Genomic DNA, 22,115 nt, shown 5'->3' with positions numbered 1-22,115 from the left:
GCCGTGCAACGATCTGCACGGTTGGGTTGCGGCGCGATATCGCGCTCGCGATGGCAGCTGCCGGTATCATTATTGCGCTAACGGCTACCGCACTGCCGATTCACACGCTAAACCACACGGCATCCCCGCGCGCCTGGGGGCCGATCTGCTCGGCGCTCGACCGCATCTCTCCCGCCTCATCGCGCGATCTGCGCCAGGCGGCTTCGTACCGATAGAGGACTCTCATGCGTGATTTCATGGCCGTTGCCCGTTCCGTCGCCGTTGCCGAGCACGGGATGGCCGCAACCTCGCATCCGTTGGCGACGCTGGCTGCAGTGGAGATGCTGAAGTCGGGCGGCAATGCCATCGATGCGGCGCTGGCAGCGGTCGCTGTGCAATGCGTGGCCGATCCCGCGATGACGGGCATCGGCGGCGATTGTTTCGCCCTCTATTCGCCGAAGGGCGGCGCGCCGATCGCGCTGAACGGCTCCGGCCGTACGCCGGCCAAGATCGATTCCGAGAAATATGCGGCGTCCGGCGCCCGCGACATTCCCGAGACCTGTGTCGAGACCGTTACCGTGCCTGGCGCCATCGATGCCTGGTGCACGCTCAGCAAGGATCATGGCTCGAAGCCGCTGGCCGACGTGTTTGCCGCCGCCATCGATGCCGCCGAGAATGGCTTCCTCATTACGCCGCGCGTGTCCGCTGACTGGGCCAAATGGCGCCGCAAGCTGGAGCTGCATCCCGACGCGACCGCGCAATATCTGCCGGGCGGCCATGCCCCCGCGGTCGGTGACAAGCGCGTCCAGCCGGCGCTCGCTGCCACGCTGCGCCGGGTCGCGCGCGAGGGCCGCAACGGCTTTTACCAAGGCCAGGTAGCTGACGATATCATCACCACGCTGCGCGCCGTCGGCGGCGTGCATGAGGCCGATGATTTCAATGAGCAGCGCTCCGACTATGTGACGCCGATCTCGGCCAATCATCACGGCTATGACGTCGCCGAATGTCCGCCGAACGGACAGGGCCTCGCGGCGCTGATGATCCTGCGCGTGCTGGCCGGTTACGACATCGCCAATCTGAGCGAGGCCGACCGTATCCATGTGCTCGCCGAGGCGACAAAGGCGGCCTATCGCACGCGCGATGCCTATTTCTGCGACCCGCCTTATGGCCAGGTCGATGTCGAGCGCTTCCTGTCGGACAAATTCATCGGCGACCTTCGCGCCAAGATCGACATGAAGCACGCCTCTGCGGAAGAGGATTGGGACTCGGTCATCCACAAGGACACGGTCTATCTGACGGTGGTCGATCGCGATCTCAACGCCGTGTCACTGATCAATTCGCTGTTCGGTCCGTTCGGCAGCGGCATCTATGCAAAGAAGTCCGGCGTGCTGCTGCATCACCGCGGCTGGAGTTTCCGCGCCAAGCCCGGCCATGTGAATTCGCTTGGCCCGCGCAAGCGGCCGATGCACACGATCATCCCGGGTATGCTGATGAAAGACGGTCGCGCGGTCATGCCATTCGGCGTGATGGGCGGCCATTATCAGGCCACCGGCCATGCCCAGTTCATATCCGATGTGATCGACCGCAAGATGGACATCCAGGCCGCTGCCGAGGCGCCGCGCTCGTTCGCGACCAACAATCTGCTGCAGCTTGAAAAGACCATCCCGGAAGCGGTGCGCAACGATCTGGCCGCCCGCGGCCATACGCTGCAGATGATGGATACCGGCATCGGCGGCTGCCAGGCCATCCAGATCGATTACAAGCGCGGCGTGCTGCTCGGCGCCTCGGACCACCGCAAGGACGGTCTCGCACTCGGCTTCTGATCGATCAGGACAAGGCGCGATGGCGAGCTTCAGGTCCCGTCGCGCCGTGACTGACCTGGAACTCGCCGGTCTTCGACGCCGGTGAGCTAGGGTTCTCGGGATCCAGCGGCAAGTCCAGTGTGAACCGTGTACCTTGCCACGGTTCGCTGGCCAGATCGATTTGCCCCTTCAGGGTCGAGACGACCAGATTGAAGACGATGTGCAGGCCGAGGCCGGTGCTGCCTTTGTCGCGCCGTGTCGTGAAAAACGGATCGAAAACTTTCGGCAGATCGTCCGGTGGGATGCCGGCGCCATTGTCAGTCACGACGACGCGCATGTTGCAATCGTCCAGCCGGGAGACGGCAAGCTCGATCACACCGGTGCGGCCATCGGGAAAGCCATGGACCGCGGCATTCAGCGCCAGATTGCGAATAACCTGCGCGAGGGCACCCGGATAAGTGTCGGCCACGATGCCGTCCTCGCATATCACGCGAACCGTGTGGCCGCTGCGGTCCAGCAGCGGCTGCAGCGTACTCATGACTTCGCCGAGCCAGCCACGTATTTCGAACGCGCGGCGTTCCTGGTTGGCTTCGTCAGTCGCGACTTGTTTGAAGCTGTGGACCAGGTCCGCAGCCCGACGGTGATTGTCGAACAGCAGTTTCATGCCTTCGCTGAGCCGCGCGATGCTCTGCGTGAGCGCGGAGCGCTGCACCTGACTGGATTCGATTGTGGCGGTCAGCATCTTCAGCTCACCTTCGAGAACGGTCGCGGTGGTCAGGGCGACGCCGAGCGGCGTGCTGACTTCATGCGAGACACCGGCGACCAGTTGCCCGAGCGACGCTAACTTTTCGGCCTGCACCAGTTGCCATTGCGTACTCTGCAGTTCAACCAGCGCGGCAACGGAGCGCTCTTTCTCGTCCTGCAGGGCTTGCGATGTCTGGAATTGGCGCCGCGCCTGAAATTCCCGTGCACCGACCGCGTAGAGCGAGAGCACATAGGCAAAGCCGATCTCGAAATTGTTGATAAAGCGCAAGCCGTCCGTCAGATAGGTCGCAAAGGTCTGGCAATAGATGAAGCACGCCCATGTAGTGATGCAGAAAACCGTCAGTGCGGGGAGGCGAAGCGGCAGCAGCGTCGAGACGAACAGGATCACGATGATGATTCCGGCCGTGGAATGTTCGAAGCCGCGATCGATGAACAGATAGATGATGCTGAGGACGCAGCCCGGCACGACGCAGTAGAGAAGATAGATGGGTTTGGCCCAGCGGCGTGCACGCGGCAGAAACAGTGCCGCGGTGAGGGGCAGCAGAATGATGGCGGCGACTGCGGCGCGGATGGCGAATGTCGTGGTCCATGCGAGGGGATCGAGAATCCGGTCCCAGATGGCGAAAGCGCAATAGACGATTGCACCAAGCACCATCGCGGCCTGTGCGCGGCGAAGCTCTCCGAGCGCAAAGCTTCGGACAAAGCTTGTTTCCTGTTCAGGGCTCTCGAAGCGCAGACCGAATTTGATCAACAGGTCGTTCATGAGGCCAACTTTGCCCGGTCGTCTGCACTTGATCGGCGCCGGAGATCTGGCGGCGGGGCGGGTGGATATTTGGGGGAATGTCGTTCGGCTGATTGCCGGGACGGCTTCATCTACCAGAATTTGGGACGTTTGAAACAGCTCAGGACTGCTGATGGCAGCAGTACGCTGGGAGTGCAGGCGCCAAGGGATACAAGGGATGGTTGGCGTCGTCAGTGGGCAAATGGCCAGCTCGCGCATTGCTGGGTCAGCCGTCTGGCTCACAGGTTCGGGGGATGCGACGAGGCAAGCGGTACGTTTGGTAACCGCCGATTAACTCAGTTAGATTTTGAGCGAGTTCGCCGATGAAAATTTCAGACTTTGGCGGTATCGGGTGCTTCGGGGAGAGGCGACGTGGTCAGATTCTGGAGATCAATTTTCGTAGGCGTTCCGGACCATGTCCGGATCGAACTCATCGACATGCTCTTCCAGACGCGTGTGCCGCTCTCGATCGCCGGCTTCACACTGGCCATCGTCTCGTGTCACGTCGCCATTAGTTCTGCAAATCCATGGTTCTACGGGTTGAGTGCAGCCGGAGTGATCGTCACGATCTTCCGCGTGGCGACAGAGGGCGTCTATCATCGCAGCAAAGGTCAACGCAGCTTCACCATCGCCGCGGCCGAGCGATGGGAGCGGCTTTACGCGTGGAGCAGCTACGTCTTTGCAGGATTGATTGGCTTGCTTGGCGCGGCGACTTTCTGGGCGAAGAATCCTGCGCATCAACTCCTCGCAACGGCGCTGGTCTTCGGCTATGCGGCCGGCATCGTCTGCCGGATTTCCGTTCGCCCCGGGATCGCGCTGCCGGCCTTGATGCTGGTTGCCTTGCCGACGGCATTCTCAGCGCTGGCCCGCGTCGACAGCAATCTGGCTTTCTATGCCGTGATCCTGATCGCGTTCCTGCTCGGCAGCTTCGAGACCGTGCGTTTCATCTATCGGCAGAATATCGAGCAGATCTCGCTCAAGCACGAATTCTCGACCCTCGCGCGGCACGATGCGCTGACGGGCCTAGCCAATCGGCTTGGCTTTCAGGAACGCCTCGCGATCATAGCGGCGCGCGCCAGGGCGGTGGGCTGTCTCATTGCCGTTCACAGCGTCGACCTCGATCGGTTCAAGGAGGTCAACGACGTGCATGGCCATCCTGTAGGCGACGCGCTGCTGCAGGCAGTTGCGAGCCGGCTCAGCGGAATTTTGCGCGACGGCGACTTCGCGGTGCGCATGGGCGGTGATGAATTCGTCGTGGTGCAATCCGTCGTCGGCAATCGCGAGGAGGCGATGTTGCTGGGCCGCCGCATCATTCGGACGCTCTCGGAGCCGTTCGTCATCGATGACCTGGAACTGAGGGTTGGCGCCAGCGTCGGCATTGCTATTGGCCGCGAGGGCGACGACCCCTGCGGTCTCACGCCTGCCGCGGACCGGGCGCTTTACGTCTCGAAAGCCAGCGGTCGAAACCGTGTGACCTTCGCCAAGCCGGTGGATGCCGAGACAATCGCGCGAGCTGGCTAGCGTCCACGCAATGAGCGTGAGCTGACCGCGCCAGATGATTTCCAGCAGAATCAGAAAAGCTGACAGCGCATCGACGGGATCGGTGTGCGCGGGTTGACAGGCATGAGGATTGTAATGTTATAACATTACAAATATGAAGAGCCCAATGTCCCGTACCCTTAAAAGACTGTTCGATCTCGATGCAAAAACTCCCCGTCACAGTCTTGTCCGGCTTCCTCGGGGCTGGAAAGACAACTTTGCTGAACCATGTGCTGAACAACCGTCACGGCCTGAAGGTGGCGGTGATCGTGAACGACATGAGCGAGGTGAACATCGATGCGGCCCTGGTTCGCGATGGCGGTGCCAACCTGTCGCGGACGGATGAGAAGCTGGTCGAAATGACCAATGGTTGCATCTGCTGCACGCTCCGCGACGATCTGCTGAAGGAGGTTCGTGCGCTCGCCGAGAGCCAGCGGTTCGATTACCTGCTGATCGAATCCACCGGAATTGCAGAGCCGCTGCCGGTGGCCGCGACCTTCGATTTCCGCGACGAGAACGGCGACAGCCTGTCCGACGTGGCACAGCTCGACACCATGGTGACGGTGGTCGATGCGGTGAACCTGTTGAAGGATTACTCCTCGACCGACTTCCTGCAAGACCGCGGCGAGGCGCTCGACGGTGACAAGCGTACGCTCGTGGACCTGCTGGTAGAGCAGATCGAATTCGCCGATGTCGTCGTGCTCAACAAGGTCAATGACGCCACGCCCGAGCAATGCAACAGCGCGCGCAAGATCATCTGCGCGCTCAATCCCGACGCCGATATCATCGAGGCAAACTTTGCCAATGTGCCGTTCGACCGTGTGCTCGATACCGGACGATTTGATTTTGAAAAGGCGCAGCAGCATCCGCTTTGGCACAAGGAGCTCTATGGCTTTGCCGATCACGTGCCGGAGACCGAAGAATACGGCGTGACGAATTTCGTTTATCGCGCGCGGCGACCATTCGAGCCCGTGAAGTTTCAGGCCTTCCTGCGCGAAAGCTGGGCCGGCGTGATCCGCAGCAAGGGGCATTTCTGGCTGGCAACGCGGCCACAATGGGTCGGGGAGCTCAGCCAGGCGGGCGCCATCGTGCGCACGGAAGGCATGGGATTCTGGTGGGCCAATGTCCCCGTTGATCGCTGGCCGGACGATCCGTATTGGCGGCAGTCGCTGAAGAAGAACTGGAACGAGATCTATGGCGACCGACGTCAGGAGATCGTCTTCATCGGCTCCGACATGGATGAGAGCGACATCCGTCGCCGGCTCGATGCCTGCCTCGTGCCCGGCAAGCCCGGCATGGATATCTCCGGCTGGGCCGGGCTCGCCGATCCGTTTCCCGCCTGGAAACGGGCGGACGAGATGGCATCCTCGTGACGCGTCAGGTCGCCGTCAGCGGCGCGTGACGCAGCACCTGGAAGCGCGACGTCGCAGATGTCTGGCGGAACAGGCCGATGCGGTCGATTCGCAGTGAGGTGAGATCAAGTGTCGCGAACCGCTGCTGCAATATCGCCAGCACCGCTGCGCTGCGCTCGGGAGCAAGCCGTCCGGTCAGCGTCATGTGAAACCGGAAATCGTCGCGCACATAGGGATAGCCGAAACGATCCAGCTGCTCGACCTGTCGCGGCGTCAGGTTCTCCGGTTTGCGCCGCGCGCGATCCCCCGGCGTCATTGGTGCGCGGAACACCTCGAATCCTTCGACACAGGTCTGCGCCAATGCGGCGAGCTCAGGGGAGGGCGCATCCGGCACGACAGCCGTGAAGCCGCTGATGATACGAACCACCGGCGAGATTTTCGGGATGGCACGGGGCATCCGGGCGAAGTCATGGAAGGCCGCGATCAGGTCGGCTTCGGTGGCTTCCGGCGCCAGCGAGAACGGTGCCTTCAGTGTGGCGTGAAAGCCGTATTTGCGTGGGTCCTTGATCAGCGCCGGCCAGTCCGGCGCCTGCATCATGAGATCGCCGGGCACCAGCACGTCATTGCCGGTGAAAGGATCGTAACCGAGGGTCTCGGCGCCGAAGCGGGCGAGGGCACTGTCGGCGTCGGGGGCGTAATAGAGCGCGTAGCGCGGGAATTCATTCATGGCCGCACCATAGAGCATGATCCCGAAAAGTGGATGCCGGTTTTCGGGAACGATCATGCTCAAGTGAGAGAGGAGCCGCCGCGTTACGCTGCGGCAATAGCCTTGCGGTGCATGGCACGCGCCGGCTGAAGCCTTGTGGCATCGGTCAGATGCACGAGCTTGCCCTGCGCGATCACGGCGACGATGCGCGGACGCATTGCGATGCTGTCATCGACGAGCAGCAAATCAGCGCGGCGTCCTTCGATGATCTCGCCACGGTCGGTGAGACCGGCAGCTTTCGCTGGTGCGGACGAGATCAGTGCCCAAGCCCGCGGCAGCGACAGAATGCCGTCATGGAGCAGCCGGAACGCGGCCAGCAGCTGTGCGGGATAATAATAGTCCGAGGCGAGAATCGAGCAGAGGCCCTTGGCGATCATGTCGGACGCCTTGGTCCAGCCGGTGTGGCTGCCGCCCCGCACGACGTTGGGTGCGCCGAATACGATGAAGTCGCCGGCCGCAGCGGCGGCCTTCGCGGTCTCTTCATTGATCGGGAATTCGGCGATGTTGACGCCGAGTTGGCGGAAGTCGTCGCGCATGGCAGGGGTCGCGTCGTCATGAGAGAGCGTCGGCACGCCGGCAGCATTCGCCGCCTTGGCGAGGCGGACAATCGAGGCCGGCACCTCATCGGTGCGCGACAGCACGCGATCGACCAACTGGTCGAAGGCATCGCTGCTCAGCCCGGTACGTTCCACCATCCGCGCGCGCTTCGCCGGCTTTGAGATTCCGGCGATGTCCATATGATCGTTGAAGGCGAGGAGATTGATGCGACCGGCCTGCAGCCAGCCTACGATCTCATCTTCGGCGTCGAGATTGAACGTCTCCTGCCGCAGGTGGAACCGCGTATCCGATGCGAGCTGCGGCCGCAGCGTCTCGATGGCATTCAGCAGCTTGCGGGCGTTCTTCGCGCCGCGCAGGCCGGGCTCCCAGGACCATGTGGTGCCGTGAAACACTGTGGTGATGCCATTGGCGATGGCCTGGCGGTCGCTGTCGATCAAGGCGACATCGACCGGAAAGTCGACGCCGGGGCGCGGCATCAACTGCCGCTCGAAGGCATCGCCATGCAGGTCGACGATTCCCGGCAGCACCAGCAGATCGGACGCATCGAGGCCGAGCGCGCCATGGGGCGCATCCGATCCGATGTCCGCAATCACGCCACCCCCAATCTGCAGCGAGGTCTCGGCGATGTCCTGGCCGAGCAAAGTGCGTCCGCCGTCGATGAAGATATCCGTCATGTCACTGCCATCTGCCTGGGCGCCTTGACGCCCTTATACTTGCTTAAGAAATCCTCGACCGGAAGCTTGCGGAAATCCGGCAGTGCCTGTCGTAGCATCTCGTGCTCCCAGTCCCACCAGGCGAGCTCCATCAGCCCGTCTTCCACTGCCTCCGAGAACCGCCGCCGCACCGGTCGCGCCGGATTGCCAGCAACGATCGTATAGGGGGCGACGTCCTTGGTCACGATGGCACCGGCGGCGATCACAGAACCTGTGCCGATACTGCGGCCGGGCAGCACAATGGCGCCATGGCCGAGCCAGACATCATGGCCGATAGTGCAGTGATGTTCGCGTCGCCAGGCAAAGAAGTCGGCGTCGTCGCTTTCACCGGGGAAATAGGCGCTGGCGCGATAGGTGAAGTGCGCCTGCGTCGCCCGGTGCATCGGGTGATTGCCGGGATTGATCCGGATCATCGCCGCGATCGAGCAGAACTTTCCGATCGTCGTGTAGGTGATTTGGCCGTCATTCACGACATATGAATAGTCGCCCATCGTCACTTCGTTGAGGATCGTGCGCGCGCCGACTTCGGTATAGGCGCCGAGCTTGGTGTCGACGAGTTTCGCGGTGGGATCGACCGCAGGCGTGAGCGAGAGTTGTTTTCCAGCCATGTGACGCTCGTGCGACGGAAGAGGAATCGGTGGGTGATATATCAGAGTGTGCGCTGGCGCGCGGGCACCTCTTCGGTCGGTTTCGTGACGGTGTCGTGACGTCAGCATGAATTCGGGCTTGTTTTTCCCGCAATGACGATAACCCGTATGCGCAGGGCACATGTCACATCATTGTTAAACGCGGGCGTTACCGGTGGCGATGTCTATTGTCATTGGAGTGCCTCATGCTGGTGGTGGATAAGCTGACGTGCCGTTTCGGCGCCAAGGCTGCCGTCGATAACGCATCGTTCGAGATCAAGCCCGGTGCATTCGTTGGCGTGATCGGTCGTTCAGGTGCCGGCAAGTCAACCATGCTGCGCATGATCAATCGTCTGGCCGAGCCGACCGATGGGCGCATCATGTTCGATGGCGTCGACGTCACGGCACTCAAGGGCCGCGATCTGCGCAAGTGGCGCGCGCGCTCGGCGATGATCTTCCAGCAATTCAATCTCGTCGGCCGTCTCGATGTACTGACCAATGTGCTGATGGGGCGCTTGGCGGAGATGCCGCAGTGGCGCTCGCTCACGCAGATGTGGCCCGAGGACGACCGCGCGCTGGCCATGTCGGCGCTGGAACAGTTCGACATGGCGCAATACGCCTCGCAACGCGCCGACCAGCTTTCCGGTGGCCAGCAGCAGCGCGTCGCGATTGCCCGGGCGCTGGTGCAGCAGCCCGACATTATCCTCGCGGACGAGCCGATCGCGTCGCTGGATCCGCGCAACACCCGCATCGTCATGGATGCGCTGCTGCGGATCAACAAGCACTTCGGCATCACCGTGATGTGCAACCTGCATTCGCTCGATCTGGCGCGCACCTATTGCGACCGTTTGATCGGCATGTCCGCCGGCCGTGTCGTGTTCGACGGTGAGCCGGCTGCGCTCACCGAACATATCGCCCGCGAACTCTACGATCTCGAAGCTGACGAGGTGATGGGATCGGCGCGTGTGCCGACGCCCACCCGAGTTCCCGAATACGGTGTTGCTGCCGTCGCGTGATTGCAGTGCGTTGAAATTATCGTGGTGACGTCATCGTAACGATGGCATCGCCGCGATAGACGCGCTTTCTGCCAAGAAGAAACGTTTCACCTCAGATCAAAACAGGGATTGTCATGATCAACCGTCGCTCCATTCTGCTCAGCGCCGCAGCGCTGGCTTTCGCCACCACCTCGGCTTCGGCCCAAGACTACAAAGCCAAGTATCCGGAATTGACCTTCGCCGTCGTTCCCGCCGAGAACGCCTCGGGCGTCACCGAGCGTTGGGCGCCGTTCGTCACCTATCTGTCGAAAGAACTCGGCGTGAAAGTCAACCTGCGCATTGCCAATGACTACGCAGCCGTCATCGAAGGTCAGCGCTCGGGCAATATCCATATCGCGAGCTACGGTTCGGCCTCGTTCGCACGCGCCCGTCTCACCGGCGTCAAGACCGATGCGTTTGCCAACGACATCAACATCGATGGCTCGACCGGCTATTACTCGGTGTTCTTCGTCAAGGCGTCGAGCCCCTACAAGTCGGTCGACAATCTGAAGGGCAAGAACCTCGGTCTCGTCGATCCGAACTCGACCTCGGGCAACAACGTACCGCGCTTCGAACTGGACAAGATGGGCATCTCGGACGCCGACACCTATTTCAGCAAAGTCGTGTTCACCGGCAGCCATGAAAACGCGATGCTCGCGCTGTCGCAGGGCACCGTCGATGTCGCCGCCAACCAGTGGACCAACGACAACGACTCGACGCTGCAGCAGATGCTGACCAAGGGCATGCTGAAGAATGCCGACGGCTCGGCGATGAAGAAGGAAGACTTCCGCATCATCCACAAGTCGGCCCCGATCATCAACGGTCCCTATGCCTATAGCTCGGACCTGCCGGAAGAGCTGAAGGTTGCTATCGCCAAGGCCTTCACCGACGCGCCGACCAAGGACAAGGCCGCATTCGACAAGCTATCAGATGGCCAGAAGAAGGGTTTCCACGCCGCGACCACCAAGGATTGGGACGCCACCATCGACCTGATCAAGTTCGTCGACGCACTTCGCAAGAAGAAGGCGTCCTGATCGCCTGATCATTGAAGGGAGCCGGATCAGAAATGGTCCGGCTCCTTTTCTGTGTCTGATCCCAGATAGGCCCGCACATCATGTCCGCCGCCGTTTCCATCCTTCCGGCTCCGCAACTCGCTGCGCTGAACGACGCCTATCGCAAGGCGGTCGCGCGCCGGCGGTTACGCACGACGCTTGTCGTCGTGGCCTGCTTTGCGGCGCTGTTCGTTGCGGCATTGGGGGCCGAGGTCAATCTCAGGACCTTCGTCGAGAAGATCGGCAATTTCGGCAGCTATTTCGATCGTATCTTCACGCTCGAGGCTGGCACCCGGGTGTGGACCGACGTCAATGAGTGGTTCTGGGGTTGGAAGAAGTGGCTGTCGCTGCTCGGCGAGACCGTGCTGATCAGCTATGTCGGCACGCTGATCGGTGCCGTGCTGGCCTTTGGGTTGAATTTTCTCGCGGCCGAGAACACCGCGCCCTCGGTGCCACTGCGCTTTGTCGTGCGCCGCTTCATGGAATTCTGCCGCACCGTGCCGGATATCGTGTTCGCGCTGATCTTCGTGATCGCCTTCGGCCTCGGCCCGATGGCCGGCGTGCTGGCCATTGCGATCCACTGCGTTGGGGCGCTCGGCAAGCTCTATGGCGAGATCGTCGAGAATATCGACATGAAGCCGGTGGAAGGCATTCGCTCGACCGGCGCCGGCTGGGTCGACTGCATGCGTTTTGCCGTGCTGCCGCAGGTCGCGGCGGGCTTTGCCAGCTACACGCTGCTGCGCTTCGAGATCAATGTGCGCGGTGCGTCCGTGATGGGCTTCGTCGGCGCCGGCGGCATCGGCCAGGAACTCGTCGTTGCTGTTAGAAAGTTCTACTATTCCGATGTCAGTGCGATCCTGCTGATGATCATCGTCGCGGTCTTCGTCATCGACATCGGGACCGGTTGGTTGCGCGGCCGTCTATTCGGCAAGGAAGCGAGATCATGAGCGGGCGGCCTGATATCAACACCCCCGCATTGCGCGCACGCTATCCTGACGTCTTCAACCGACCGATGGCCTCGCGCGCCGGTGCGCCCGTGATCTTGGTCGCGGCGCTGGCCCTGTTCATCTTCGGGCTCAATGAACTCGATTTCTCGCCGGCGCGGATGTGGACCGGCCTGCGCGAACTCGGCTGGATCACCATGATGATGATCCCGCCAAATCCCGGTTCGTCGCTGCCTGCCTATCTGCACGCGATGGGGGAGACGCTGTCGATCGCGCTGCTCGGCACGACCCTCGCAGCCGTGTTCGCGCTGCCGGTCAGTCTGCTCGCCGCACGGAACGTCATTCCGTCGGCCTGGCTGCGCTTTCCCGTCAGGCGCTTTCTGGATTCGATCCGCGGCGTCGACACGCTGATCTGGGCGCTGGTCTGGATCAATGTCGTCGGTCTTGGCCCGTTCGCCGGCGTGCTGGCAATCGCGATTTCGGATTTCGGCGCGTTCGGCAAATTGTTTTCTGAGGCCATCGAGGCCGCCGACAAGAAGCAGGTCGAAGGTATCCGCGCTTCCGGTGGCAGTGCGCTGCATGAGATTCGCTTCGGCCTGATGCCGCAGGTGCTGCCGGTTATTGCCGGTCAGGTGCTGTATTTCATCGAGTCCAATACCCGCTCCGCCACCATCATCGGCATCGTCGGCGCGGGCGGTATCGGTCTTCAGCTCGCTGAGCAGATCCGTGTGCTCGAATGGCAGAAGGTCTCGTTCCTGATTCTGATGATCCTCGTCGCGGTGGCGGCAATCGACTGGATCTCCAGCCGACTGCGCTTTGCCATCATCGGTCGCCGCGCGGTGGCGTGATCACGCCGCCGCCTTGTGGCGCTCCTGTTCGGCCTTGAACAGTTCGAACTCTTCAGCGACGGCGCGCACGATGCTCGGGCGCTCGCGCAGGCGCTTATGATAGGCCTTGATCGCCGGCCAGTTTTTTAGATCCACCTCCGGCAATACCATGGTCCAGTTCAGCACTGTGACGAGATAGGCGTCCGCGACGCTGAACCTGTCGAGCAGGAACTCACGTCCGGTGAGGTGATTCTCGAGATAGGTCAGCCGCGACTGGCCGTTCTGCAGCGTATAGGCCTTCATCTCAGCCGGGGCCTTCTTGGCGAGCAATGGCACGAAAAATCCCTTGTGCAATTCGGTACCAATGAAGCAGAGCCACTGCTGCAGCCGCGACCGCTCCAGGCCTGAACCGGCGGCGATCGGCGACTGCGGGAATCGCTCCGCGACATGCTGCAGGATCGCGGCATTCTCGGTGAGGATCGCGCCATCGTCGGTGCGCAGCGTCGGCACCAGCCCCAGCGGGTTGACGCTGCGGAAATCCGAACCATCGCTGAGGACTTCCTTGCTTAGCGGATCGACCTCGAGGAATTGCGCGGCGCTGCCAGCTTCTGCCTCATAGAGCGCAATGCGTGTCGCCATCGAACAGGCCATCGGCGAGAAATAGAGATCCATTGGAAGTCTCCTTGAGCTGACGGACCGTTGTGGTCGATCCGTTGGTTGATTTTCGTACCGTCTCGCATAATATAGATCCGGTCAAGGAATTTAGTGCGAAATGGTACAAAAAAAGAAAAAGCCCGTTGTCGTGGCAACGCCGCAGCCTGCCGCCGGGCCGAAGCGGCGAGGGCGGCCGCGGGCCTATGAGCCCGATGTGGCTATCGGGCAGGCGCTGGCGCTGTTTCGCAGAGGTGGCTTCGCGGCGACATCACTGGACGATCTGAGCGAAGTCACCGGCATGAACCGGCCGTCGCTCTATGGCGCGTTCGGCGACAAGCGCGCACTCTATATCAAGAGCTACCAGCGCTATCGGGACGACTACACTGTCCGGGTCACCGAGATCTTCAAGGCCGATATCGATATCCGGGAGCGGCTGCGCCGGTTCTTCGATGCGGCACTCGACATCTATCTCACCGGTGAGGAGCCGCGCGGTTGCTTCACGGTGATGACCGTGGCCTCGGATGCGATTGCCGATCCCGACATCCGCGAATTGGTCTATCGCGGTTTTGCTGATGTCGACGATGCCTTCGGCTGGTGCTTCCGCACCGCACTCACGCGCGGCGAAATGCCGGACACCGTGGACGTTGCGGCGCTATCGCAGATGGCGTCGGCGATATTGTTTTCGCTGTCGATCCGTGCCCGAGCCGGTGTTCTCCGCACTGAGCTGAATGCGATCGTGAAAGGTGCAATTGCCTTGCTCTGCGGCCCGGTGCGCTAGCCGGTTCCCTCGGCGCGAAATCCGATCGGCTTCACAATAAATTCCGCTAACCTGTCGGTATCGCACGATGCCGACCGTCTTTCATCCAAGGAGACCCCATGCTTTACGCCATCCTCTGCTACCATGATGAAGCCGTTGTCGGCGGCTGGTCGAAAGACGAAGACGACGCCGTGATGGCGAAGCTCGCCGTCGTGCACGGCAAGCTCGCGCAGCAGGGCCGACTCGGCCCGGTGGCGCGCCTGCTGCCGACCACCGCGGCGACAACGCTGCGCAAGGACGAGCCGCCGGTGGTGCTCGATGGCCCCTTCGCCGAAACCAAGGAACAGTTGCTCGGTTTCTATGTCGTCGAGGCAGAAAATCTCGATGGCGCGCTGGAGATTGCCGGGGAACTCGGCCGCGCCAATCCCGGCGGTGCGTATGAGATCCGACCCATTGGCGTCTTTCACGGAGCGTTCCAGCCATGACGGATGTCGCCTGGATCGATGCGGCGCTGACCTCGGCGCGTCCCCAGGCGCTCGGTGCGTTGCTGCGCTATTTCCGCAATCTCGACACTGCAGAGGAGGCGTTCCAGAACGCCTGCCTGCGCGCACTGAAGACCTGGCCGCAAAATGGCCCGCCGCGCGATGCCGCGGCGTGGCTGATCATGGTCGGTCGCAACGTGGCCATCGACGATATCCGCCGCGGCGCGAAGCAGCAGCCGCTGCCGGACGACGACCATGCGATATCTGATCTGGATGATGCCGAAAGCGAGCTCGCCGACCGGCTCGACGGCTCGCACTATCGCGACGATATCCTGCGGCTGCTGTTCATCTGCTGCCATCCGCAGCTCCCGGCGACGCAGCAGATCGCGCTGGCACTGCGCATCGTCTCGGGCCTGACGGTGAAGCAGATCGCACGCGCGTTCCTCGTCTCGGACGCCGCGATGGAACAGCGCATTACCCGCGCGAAATCAGCCGTCGCCAAGGCCAATGTGCCGTTCGAGACACCCGGCAGGCCGGAGCGCAGCGAGCGTCTCGCTGCCGTGGCCGCCATGCTCTATCTGATCTTCAACGAGGGCTATTCGGCATCAGGTGAAAGTATCGATCTGCGCGCGCCGTTGTGCGAGGAGGCGATCCGCCTGGGACGGTTGCTGCTCAAGCTGTTTCCGGCCGAGCCGGAGATCATGGGCCTGGTAGCGTTGATGCTGCTGCAATATGCCCGCTCGGCGGCGCGTTTCGATGCCAATGGCGCGCTGGTATTGCTCGACGATCAGGACCGCACGCTGTGGAACGGCAAGATGATCGCCGAAGGCCTGGCGTTGATCGACAAGGCGATGCGCCATCGCCGCACCGGCGCCTATCAGATCCAGGCTGCCATTGCCGCGCTCCATGCCCGCGCGGCCAAGCCGGAAGACACCGACTGGGCGCAGATCGAACTGCTCTATGGCTCGCTGGAGATATTGCAGCCGTCGCCGGTGATCACGCTCAATCGCTCGGTGGCGGTGTCGAAAGTGCGCGGCCCCGAAGCGGCACTGGAGATGATCGCGCCGCTGGCCGCGAAACTTTCAAATTACTTCCACTTTTTCGGCGTGCGGGGCGCCTATCTGATGCAGCTCGGCCGCAATGACGAAGCGCGCGAGAGCTTCAACCGCGCCATCGCGCTGGCAAATACGTCCGCGGAGGCCGATCACATCCGGATGCATCTCGACCGGCTGATGCTGGAGAGCAAACCGCGACCGAAAGTCGCGAACAAGGCCAAGAATCAGGCGAAGAACAAGGCGGCTGCTCCAAAATAATTTTCATGGCGGTGTCGGATTGCGCCCACGCCGCTCGTCTTTGAGACAACACACCATTCGAACCGCAGGACCATTTGATGCCCATTTCCCGTGCCTCAATCTGGATCGGCCGCATCCTCAGTACCCTCGTAGTCCTCTTCCTGGTGATGGATGGCGGCATCAAGCTGGTGCCGATCAAGGAGGTTACCGAGACCATGCAGCAGCTCGGCTATAGCGGCAGCATGGCACAGGCGCGCGGCCTTGGCGTCCTCACGCTGCTCTGCGCATTGCTTTACGCGATCCCGCGTACATCCGTTTTCGGCGCCATTCTGCTCACCGGGCTTCTTGGCGGCGCGATGGCGACGCACCTGCGCGTCGACAGCCCGCTATTCACGCATCTGTTGTTTGGCTTTTACATCGGCGTGATGGCATGGGGTGGGCTGTACCTGCGCGATCCCCATTTGCGCGCGATGATCCCGATCCGACCCCAAAGTCTTTAACCGGAGGAAAGAGCGATGCAGGTCAATCCCTATCTTCACTACAACGGCAATTGCGAAGAGGCGCTCAATTTCTATGTGAAGGCTATCGGCGCCAAGATCGACGTCATCATGCATGTGGAAGGCTCGCCTGCGGCGGAACAGATGCCGCCCTCGATGGCCAAGAAGGTGCTGCATGGCCAGATCTCGGTCGATGGCGAGGTCATCATGGCCTCGGACGCGCCGTCAGATTATTTCGAGAAGATGCAGGGCATGTCGGTCTGTCTGCAGATCAAGGATCCTGCAGATGGCGCCAAGGTGTTCGCGGCATTGTCCGAGGGCGGCACCATCAAGATGCCGTTCGGCGCCACGTTCTGGTCAAAGGGATTTGGCATGTGTGTCGACAAGTTCGGCGCGCCCTGGATGATCAACTGCGCGATGGAGTGATGTGAGGCGTACGCCGCTTTCTGACCTCTCCTCGCACTCGCGCGGCGAGAGGTCGCCACGTCGTCGCGGCGGGTGAGGGGCGGGGCACTGAGCTGATCGCAGACACTGCAGACAAGGGTCGCGTCTTACAGCGCGATCCGATAAATCATGGTTGTGGGTGCGCCATGCCTTGCCCCTCATCCCACCCTTCTCCCCGCCTAGCGAAGTTTCGCTTCGCACGGGTGCGGGGAGAAGGAGCGCGCAGTCCGCGCGTCACTGCCCAGATTCTGAAAAGAAAAAGATTTCCCCATGTCCGCCTTTACCCGCAACGCCATCGTGCTCGGCCTACTCTCCGCCGTCGGCCCCTTCGCTATCGACATGTATCTGCCGGCGCTGCCGGCGATCACCGCCGATCTGCACACCACGACCTCGGCAACGCAGATGACGCTGATCGCGTTCTTCATTGCTTTCGGCCTGTGCCAGATCGCCTATGGTCCGCTGTCCGACGTCTATGGCCGCAAGGCGCCGCTCTATGCGGGTCTGACGCTGTTCATCGCCGGGTCGATTGGTTGCGCGCTGGCGCCGGGGGTGGCGTGGTTGATTGCGTTTCGTTTCATTCAGGGCCTCGGCGCCGCCGCCATGGGCGTGATCCCACGCGCGATCATCAGGGATCTGCACACCGGCGTCGAGGCGACGAAACTGATGTCGCTGGTGATGCTGGTATTCTCGGTGTCGCCGATCCTCGCGCCGCTCGGCGGCAGTGCGCTGATCGTGCCGTTCGGCTGGCGCGCAGTGTTCGTCGCAACGACCATTGCAGCCGTCATTGCCCTTGTGCTGGTCGCCTCGTTGCTGCCGGAGACGCGCCCCGCGCATGAGCGCATCTCGGGCAGTGTGCGCAATGTGCTCGGCAGCTTCGGCGAACTGTTGCGCGACTGGCACTTTCTCGGGCTCACCTTCATCGGCGGCCTCGGCATGGCGAGCTTCTTTGCGTTCCTGGCGACATCGTCTTTCGTCTATATCGGGCACTACGGCCTGACGCCGACGCAATACAGCCTGGCTTTCTCGGTCAATGCCATCGGCTTCATCGGCGCCTCGCAATTCGCGGGTTTCCTCGGTGGCCGCTTCGGCATGGGCCGCGTGGTGATGGCGGCGGTGTCGGCCTATGCGTTTTTCGCAGTCGTGCTGCTGGCGCTCACGCTGGCCGGCTTCAGCAGCCTTGCCGTACTGATTCCGCTGTTGTTCGTGTCCTTCGCCTTCCTTGGTCTGGTGATCCCGTCCACCATGGTGCTGTCGCTGGAGAACCATGGCCCCATCGCCGGCATCGCCTCCGCCCTGGGCGGCACGCTGCAGATGGTCAGTGGCGGCGTGATGATCGGCGTGTCCGGGCTGTTCTTCGACGGCACCTCGCTGCCGATGGTCGCGACCATCGCCTGCACGGCGGTTGGTGCGCTTGCCGTCAGTATCGCCACGCTACGCCCGCGCGAACTTTCGCCGCAGCTCGCCGAGTAGTAAAACTGCTAGGCTGAGCACCGACAGGGTCGAGGTGAGGATGGGACGTATGTCGTTCGGCCTGACATTTGCGGCAGCGATAGGCTCCGGCCTGATGGCGGGGTTGTTCTTCGTGTTCTCGGTCACGGTGATGAGCGCGCTCGGCAAGCTGCCGGCGCCGGCCGGCATTGCTGCGATGCAGTCGATCAACAGCACGATCCTCAGTCCGCTGTTCCTCACCGCTTTCATGGGCACGGTCCTGCTCAGCGTCATCATCGCTGTGATCGCGGTGCTGAACTGGTCGCATCCGGCGTCACCCTACCTCGTCACGGGCGCGCTGCTCTATACCGTCGGCACCTTCCTCGTCACCGTCGTCTTCAACGTGCCGCTGAACGACGCGCTCGCAGTCGCGTCCGCCGACAGCGCCGAGGCGGCAAGTCTGTGGACGCGCTATCTGTCGGTCTGGACCGGCTGGAACCACGTGCGCACGGCGGCATCCATCGGCGCGCTGGCCTTTTTTATGCTGGGGCTCCGCGTTCTCTAGAGCGTTTTCGAGCGAAGCGGGTGCCGGGCCTCAGAATCGATAGGTCGCGGTGCTCAGCAGCGTGCGGCCCATGCCGTAGAAGCAATCGCCGAACGACAGACAGGTGGCGATGTTGCGGGTATCGGCAATATTGGTCGCATTGAACTGCAGCCGCCACGGGCCATTGTCCCAGCGTATCATGGCATCAAACAGCGTGTAGTCGGGCGTGCGCAGCACGTCGATGCCGTCCCAGGACTCGCCGATATAACGCACGCCGGCGCCGACGGTAACGTCAGGCAGGCCGAGCGAGGCCAGGCGATATTTGCCCCACAATGAGGCCTGCTGCTGCGGCACGCTGGCGACGCGCTTGCCGGCATTGTCACCGGACTCGATCCGCGCGTCGGTATAGGCATAGGCGCCGATCAGGTCGAGATTGGGTGTGACGCTGGTCAACACTTCCAGTTCGGCGCCTTTGATCCGCACCTGGCCGGTCTGGATCGAGAAGATCGGATTGGATGGGTCGCCCGACAGCCGGTTCTTCTCGGTGGTGTCGTAAAATCCGACATTGATCGCTGTGCCGGCGAACAGATTGTACTTGACGCCGACCTCATACTGCTCGCCGCGCACCGGCTTGCAGAACGTGGCGCAGGTGCCGGCGCCGAAAATCGGATTGAACGATTGCGCCCAGGACACATAGGGCGTCACGCCGAACGGCAATTCGTACATCAGCGCGGCGCGGCCGGTGGTGGCCCTGTCGTTCTGCGTGGGCAGCCCCTCGATACTATAGCTGACATAGTCCTGCCGCACGCCGAGCAGCGCGAGCCATGGTCCCAGCCGCATCTGGTCCTGCGCATAGAAGCCGGTCTGGCCCTGCTGTGCCTGCCGATCGTCGGTTAGCGAGGCCGAGAAATTGCTATAGACCGGCGCATACAGATCGAACGGCCGCGGATCGAGGCCGCTGCCGCTGCGGGTTTTCTCGTGCAAGCCGAGATAGTCGATGCCCACCAGCACCTTGTGCGACACCGCGCCAGTCTGCAGCTTGATTTCGGCATTGCTGTCGGAGGTGAAGGCGTCCTTCGCCGCCTGACGGGCGTAGTAGATCCGCTGTACGGTACGCCGGCCGGCGTCGAGGAACGGGTTGGTCGGGTTGGAATACAGGTCCGGATACATGATGGCGTAATCGCCATCGGTGTGACTGTAGCGGAAGCTCTGCTTGATCTTCAGCGCATCGCCGAAGTTCTGCTCGTACAAGCTGGTGATGCCGCCGGTAGTGATGTTGTAGCGATCGTAATTCGGCTCGCCGGCGAAGCGGTTGACCGGGATATAGCCGTTGGGGCCGGGCTTCAGCACGCCCTCGATGGGCAGGAAGGCGCTGAACGAGCTGGAACTGTCCTTCTGGTAGTTGCCGAGCACGGTCCAGGAGATGTCATTGGTCGGGCGCCAGGTCAGCGACGGCGCCAGCAGGATGCGGTCGTTTGGCACGTAGTCGACCTGCGAGTTGGAGTCGCGCAGCACGCCGACGAAGCGATACAGCCACTCGCCATCCTTGGTCAGCTTGCCGGTGGAGTCCATCTGCAATTGCTTGCGGTCGAAGGAGCCATACTGCACGCCGATCTCGTTGCGGGATTCGGCCTGCGGGCGCTTCGACACTTCGTTGAGCACGCCGCCGGTGGACGAGCCGCCATACAGCACTGACGATGGCCCGCGCAGCACTTCGATGCGCTCCAGTGCGTAGGGATCGCGGCGCCATTCCAGCACCTGGCTGAGCCGCGAGCCCTGCATGCCGTCGAGATAGCGGCTTGGCTCCTGGCCGCGGATTAACGTGTAGTCGCCGCGGGCATCGCCGCCGAACGGATCGGCGGTCACGCCGGGCACATAGCGCAGGGTTTCCTGGACAGACAGGCCGCCCTGGTCGGTGATGCGATCGGCGGTCACGACCGAGATCGACTGCGGCGTCTCGCGGAGTGGCGTGTCGGTCTTGGTGCCGCCCATGCCGCGATTGGCGAGATAGCCCTGCACCGGCCCGGTGGCAGTTTCCGCGCGAACACCGGCAGCCGCGGTGGCAGCAGCAACCGGCGCATTGTTGCGCGCCGCAGCCTGGCGCGTTGCACGCGCGCGTGCTGTCGATGGGCGGGTCGCGCGCGCACGTGCGGCCGGGCGAATGGGTTGATCCACCACCACGGCTGGCAATGCCGTGCTGCCTTGCGGCGATTGCGCCTGCGATGGCGTCGTGATCAACGCCAGCATCGGCAGCGCCGCTCCGACAAGCCATCCCAGATGAGTGGAAGATTTGAATTTCATTTGCCCGCACCCCATTACCAAGTGATGCAGGCGACTTATCACGCAACGCCGCGCCCGGAAGACGTCGGGGGCGTCATACATTTAGTCTGGAATTAGTATCTCTCTAAGCTGGCGAAGCTGCGCGATGGATCGGCAGCCGTGCAATCCGGATGATGCTGCGCGTCCGGGCGCTGACCTTCGCTAGCCGTTGATGCCCTCGCGCCGCAACGTCGGCAGGCCAATGCCCGTGGCATCGAAACCGCCGTCGACTGCCAGCATCTGGCCGGTGATGTAGCTCGACCGGTCGCTGCACAGGAAGAAGATCGCGTCCGCGAGTTCGTCCTCGCCGCCGTAACGATTCAGCGGAATCGCATCGTGATAATCGGCGCGGATCGCCGGTGTATGCACGGCCTTGGCCATCGCGGTTTCCACCGGGCCCGGCGCCACCGCATTGACGCGGATGCCGAGCAGCGCGAGCTCGACAGCGGACTGCTTGGTGAAGTGAATGATGCCGGCCTTGCTGGTGCCGTAGGCGACGCGCAGCGTGGACGCGCGCAGTGCGGAGATCGAGGCAATGTTGACGATGGCGCCGCCGCCATGCTCGCGCATCAAGGGAGCCGCCGCCTTGGTGCACAGGAACGGGCCGGTGAGGTTCACGGCCATGATGCGTTCCCATTCCTCCAGCGTCGTCTCGAGCAGGGGCTTGAAATTCGCAATGCCGGCATTGTTGACCAGCGCATCGAGCCGGCCGAAGCGGGCCTGCGTGGCGGCAAAGGCTTTATCCACAGCAGCGGCGTCGGAGACATCCGTATGCAGCGCCAGCGTGTTGTCGGGATCGTTCAGCGCCTTGACGCTGGCGTCGAGCAGCTCGCGTTCGATATCCAGCAGCGCGACACGATAGCCTTCGCCGAGAAAGCGCTTGGCGACCGCAAGGCCGATGCCGCGCGCGGCGCCGGTGACGAGTGCAACCTTGCGAATGTTACCGTCAGCTTTGGTCAT

21 protein-coding genes are annotated in these 22,115 nt (G+C 62.5%); 14 read left to right on the top strand and 7 right to left on the bottom strand.

Annotated features, from left to right (window positions below; translation table 11 throughout):
- Positions 1-224 precede the first annotated feature (224 nt).
- On the top strand, positions 225-1,802 hold the full coding sequence (locus tag AB8A38_RS14105; protein ID WP_439086363.1) for a gamma-glutamyltransferase family protein: 1,578 nt from the start codon (positions 225-227) through the stop codon (positions 1,800-1,802).
- A gap of 4 nt (positions 1,803-1,806) precedes the next feature.
- On the opposite strand, the gene AB8A38_RS14100 is transcribed toward AB8A38_RS14105, so the two are convergent.
- Entirely contained in the window at positions 1,807-3,309 is a 1,503-nt protein-coding gene (locus AB8A38_RS14100) for a sensor histidine kinase (RefSeq protein ID WP_439086362.1), read from the bottom strand.
- A gap of 390 nt (positions 3,310-3,699) precedes the next feature.
- Between AB8A38_RS14100 and AB8A38_RS14095 the strand changes: the two genes are divergently transcribed.
- Both AB8A38_RS14095 and zigA read left to right on the top strand, forming a co-directional pair.
- Positions 3,700-4,848, top strand: a complete 1,149-nt coding sequence (locus AB8A38_RS14095) for a diguanylate cyclase domain-containing protein (RefSeq protein ID WP_439086361.1) — start codon at positions 3,700-3,702, stop codon at positions 4,846-4,848.
- A 179-nt stretch (positions 4,849-5,027) separates the two neighbouring features.
- On the top strand, positions 5,028-6,239 hold the full coding sequence (gene zigA / locus AB8A38_RS14090) for a zinc metallochaperone GTPase ZigA (RefSeq protein WP_439086360.1): 1,212 nt from the start codon (positions 5,028-5,030) through the stop codon (positions 6,237-6,239).
- 4 nt (positions 6,240-6,243) lie between these two features.
- Here zigA and AB8A38_RS14085 read toward each other — a convergent pair whose 3' ends face one another.
- Genes AB8A38_RS14085 through AB8A38_RS14075 form a run of 3 tightly spaced genes read right to left on the bottom strand, consistent with a single transcriptional unit; the run spans position 6,244 to position 8,863 of the window.
- Positions 6,244-7,002, bottom strand: a complete 759-nt coding sequence (locus AB8A38_RS14085) for a DUF1045 domain-containing protein (protein ID WP_439086359.1) — start codon at positions 7,000-7,002, stop codon at positions 6,244-6,246.
- 26 nt (positions 7,003-7,028) lie between these two features.
- Complete coding sequence (locus AB8A38_RS14080; RefSeq protein ID WP_439086358.1) at positions 7,029-8,216, bottom strand: alpha-D-ribose 1-methylphosphonate 5-triphosphate diphosphatase; 1,188 nt, start codon at positions 8,214-8,216, stop codon at positions 7,029-7,031.
- Positions 8,213-8,863: a chloramphenicol acetyltransferase gene (locus AB8A38_RS14075; protein WP_439086357.1), complete on the bottom strand. Its 651-nt coding sequence runs from the start codon at positions 8,861-8,863 to the stop codon at positions 8,213-8,215. Before AB8A38_RS14075 ends, AB8A38_RS14080 begins: the two co-directional genes overlap by 4 nt.
- A 224-nt stretch (positions 8,864-9,087) precedes the next feature.
- On the opposite strand from AB8A38_RS14075, the gene phnC reads away from it, so the two are divergent.
- The 4 genes from phnC to phnE (AB8A38_RS14055) all read left to right on the top strand — a co-directional run bounded on the left by phnC (position 9,088) and on the right by phnE (AB8A38_RS14055) (position 12,759).
- Positions 9,088-9,897 carry a phosphonate ABC transporter ATP-binding protein gene (gene phnC, locus AB8A38_RS14070; RefSeq protein WP_439086356.1) on the top strand — a complete coding sequence of 270 codons (810 nt, stop codon included), beginning with the start codon at positions 9,088-9,090 and terminating at the stop codon, positions 9,895-9,897.
- A 113-nt stretch (positions 9,898-10,010) separates the two neighbouring features.
- A complete protein-coding gene (gene phnD / locus AB8A38_RS14065; RefSeq protein WP_439086355.1) occupies positions 10,011-10,949 on the top strand; it encodes a phosphonate ABC transporter substrate-binding protein in 939 nt (312 codons plus the stop codon).
- A gap of 80 nt (positions 10,950-11,029) precedes the next feature.
- Positions 11,030-11,914: a phosphonate ABC transporter, permease protein PhnE gene (phnE, locus tag AB8A38_RS14060; RefSeq protein ID WP_439086354.1), complete on the top strand. Its 885-nt coding sequence runs from the start codon at positions 11,030-11,032 to the stop codon at positions 11,912-11,914.
- Complete coding sequence (gene phnE, locus AB8A38_RS14055; RefSeq protein ID WP_439086353.1) at positions 11,911-12,759, top strand: phosphonate ABC transporter, permease protein PhnE; 849 nt, start codon at positions 11,911-11,913, stop codon at positions 12,757-12,759. Before phnE (AB8A38_RS14060) ends, phnE (AB8A38_RS14055) begins: the two co-directional genes overlap by 4 nt.
- Here the strand turns inward: phnE (AB8A38_RS14055) and AB8A38_RS14050 are convergent, their stop codons facing one another.
- Positions 12,760-13,410, bottom strand: a complete 651-nt coding sequence (locus tag AB8A38_RS14050; protein WP_439086352.1) for a glutathione binding-like protein — start codon at positions 13,408-13,410, stop codon at positions 12,760-12,762.
- 100 nt (positions 13,411-13,510) lie between these two features.
- On the opposite strand from AB8A38_RS14050, the gene AB8A38_RS14045 reads away from it, so the two are divergent.
- The 7 genes from AB8A38_RS14045 to AB8A38_RS14015 all read left to right on the top strand — a co-directional run bounded on the left by AB8A38_RS14045 (position 13,511) and on the right by AB8A38_RS14015 (position 18,857).
- Entirely contained in the window at positions 13,511-14,170 is a 660-nt protein-coding gene (locus AB8A38_RS14045; RefSeq protein WP_439086351.1) for a TetR/AcrR family transcriptional regulator, read from the top strand.
- 98 nt (positions 14,171-14,268) lie between these two features.
- Positions 14,269-14,634, top strand: a complete 366-nt coding sequence (locus AB8A38_RS14040; protein ID WP_315840736.1) for a YciI family protein — start codon at positions 14,269-14,271, stop codon at positions 14,632-14,634.
- Positions 14,631-15,944, top strand: a complete 1,314-nt coding sequence (locus tag AB8A38_RS14035; RefSeq protein ID WP_439086350.1) for an RNA polymerase sigma factor — start codon at positions 14,631-14,633, stop codon at positions 15,942-15,944. The genes AB8A38_RS14040 and AB8A38_RS14035 overlap by 4 nt, the downstream gene beginning before the upstream one ends.
- A gap of 77 nt (positions 15,945-16,021) precedes the next feature.
- Positions 16,022-16,423: a DoxX family protein gene (locus AB8A38_RS14030; protein ID WP_315840738.1), complete on the top strand. Its 402-nt coding sequence runs from the start codon at positions 16,022-16,024 to the stop codon at positions 16,421-16,423.
- 15 nt (positions 16,424-16,438) lie between these two features.
- The gene (locus AB8A38_RS14025; protein WP_439086349.1) at positions 16,439-16,846 is read left to right on the top strand and encodes a VOC family protein; all 408 of its coding nucleotides are present in this window, start codon (positions 16,439-16,441) and stop codon (positions 16,844-16,846) included.
- 288 nt (positions 16,847-17,134) lie between these two features.
- Positions 17,135-18,334: a multidrug effflux MFS transporter gene (locus tag AB8A38_RS14020; protein WP_439086348.1), complete on the top strand. Its 1,200-nt coding sequence runs from the start codon at positions 17,135-17,137 to the stop codon at positions 18,332-18,334.
- A gap of 40 nt (positions 18,335-18,374) precedes the next feature.
- Complete coding sequence (locus tag AB8A38_RS14015) at positions 18,375-18,857, top strand: anthrone oxygenase family protein (RefSeq protein WP_439086347.1); 483 nt, start codon at positions 18,375-18,377, stop codon at positions 18,855-18,857.
- Positions 18,858-18,887: 30 nt separating this feature from the next.
- Here the strand turns inward: AB8A38_RS14015 and AB8A38_RS14010 are convergent, their stop codons facing one another.
- Together AB8A38_RS14010 and AB8A38_RS14005 are read right to left on the bottom strand one after the other, a co-directional pair.
- The gene (locus tag AB8A38_RS14010; RefSeq protein WP_439086346.1) at positions 18,888-21,137 is read right to left on the bottom strand and encodes a TonB-dependent siderophore receptor; all 2,250 of its coding nucleotides are present in this window, start codon (positions 21,135-21,137) and stop codon (positions 18,888-18,890) included.
- 180 nt (positions 21,138-21,317) lie between these two features.
- Positions 21,318-22,115: an SDR family NAD(P)-dependent oxidoreductase gene (locus tag AB8A38_RS14005; protein WP_315840742.1), complete on the bottom strand. Its 798-nt coding sequence runs from the start codon at positions 22,113-22,115 to the stop codon at positions 21,318-21,320.

The organism is Tardiphaga sp. 839_C3_N1_4 (genome assembly GCF_051811045.1).
Taxonomy (GTDB): Bacteria; Pseudomonadota; Alphaproteobacteria; order Rhizobiales; family Xanthobacteraceae; genus Tardiphaga.
The sequence above is the reverse complement of the archived record's forward strand: the minus strand, read 5'-3'. Positions and strand labels throughout refer to the sequence as shown.

Excerpts from the sequence above, each read along its gene's own strand:
- AB8A38_RS14105 (WP_439086363.1), top strand. The coding sequence starts at position 225 with ATGCGTGATTTCATGGCCGTTGCCCGTTCCGTCGCCGTTGCCGAGCAC.
- AB8A38_RS14100 (WP_439086362.1), bottom strand. The coding sequence starts at position 3,309 with ATGAACGACCTGTTGATCAAATTCGGTCTGCGCTTCGAGAGCCCTGAA.
- zigA (WP_439086360.1), top strand. The coding sequence starts at position 5,028 with ATGCAAAAACTCCCCGTCACAGTCTTGTCCGGCTTCCTCGGGGCTGGA.
- AB8A38_RS14085 (WP_439086359.1), bottom strand. The coding sequence starts at position 7,002 with ATGATCGTTCCCGAAAACCGGCATCCACTTTTCGGGATCATGCTCTAT.
- AB8A38_RS14080 (WP_439086358.1), bottom strand. The coding sequence starts at position 8,216 with ATGACGGATATCTTCATCGACGGCGGACGCACTTTGCTCGGCCAGGAC.
- AB8A38_RS14075 (WP_439086357.1), bottom strand. The coding sequence starts at position 8,863 with ATGGCTGGAAAACAACTCTCGCTCACGCCTGCGGTCGATCCCACCGCG.
- phnC (WP_439086356.1), top strand. The coding sequence starts at position 9,088 with ATGCTGGTGGTGGATAAGCTGACGTGCCGTTTCGGCGCCAAGGCTGCC.
- phnD (WP_439086355.1), top strand. The coding sequence starts at position 10,011 with ATGATCAACCGTCGCTCCATTCTGCTCAGCGCCGCAGCGCTGGCTTTC.
- phnE (WP_439086354.1), top strand. The coding sequence starts at position 11,030 with ATGTCCGCCGCCGTTTCCATCCTTCCGGCTCCGCAACTCGCTGCGCTG.
- phnE (WP_439086353.1), top strand. The coding sequence starts at position 11,911 with ATGAGCGGGCGGCCTGATATCAACACCCCCGCATTGCGCGCACGCTAT.
- AB8A38_RS14050 (WP_439086352.1), bottom strand. The coding sequence starts at position 13,410 with ATGGATCTCTATTTCTCGCCGATGGCCTGTTCGATGGCGACACGCATT.
- AB8A38_RS14045 (WP_439086351.1), top strand. The coding sequence starts at position 13,511 with ATGGTACAAAAAAAGAAAAAGCCCGTTGTCGTGGCAACGCCGCAGCCT.
- AB8A38_RS14040 (WP_315840736.1), top strand. The coding sequence starts at position 14,269 with ATGCTTTACGCCATCCTCTGCTACCATGATGAAGCCGTTGTCGGCGGC.
- AB8A38_RS14035 (WP_439086350.1), top strand. The coding sequence starts at position 14,631 with ATGACGGATGTCGCCTGGATCGATGCGGCGCTGACCTCGGCGCGTCCC.
- AB8A38_RS14030 (WP_315840738.1), top strand. The coding sequence starts at position 16,022 with ATGCCCATTTCCCGTGCCTCAATCTGGATCGGCCGCATCCTCAGTACC.
- AB8A38_RS14025 (WP_439086349.1), top strand. The coding sequence starts at position 16,439 with ATGCAGGTCAATCCCTATCTTCACTACAACGGCAATTGCGAAGAGGCG.
- AB8A38_RS14020 (WP_439086348.1), top strand. The coding sequence starts at position 17,135 with ATGTCCGCCTTTACCCGCAACGCCATCGTGCTCGGCCTACTCTCCGCC.
- AB8A38_RS14015 (WP_439086347.1), top strand. The coding sequence starts at position 18,375 with ATGGGACGTATGTCGTTCGGCCTGACATTTGCGGCAGCGATAGGCTCC.
- AB8A38_RS14010 (WP_439086346.1), bottom strand. The coding sequence starts at position 21,137 with ATGAAATTCAAATCTTCCACTCATCTGGGATGGCTTGTCGGAGCGGCG.
- AB8A38_RS14005 (WP_315840742.1), bottom strand. The coding sequence starts at position 22,115 with ATGACCAAAGCTGACGGTAACATTCGCAAGGTTGCACTCGTCACCGGC.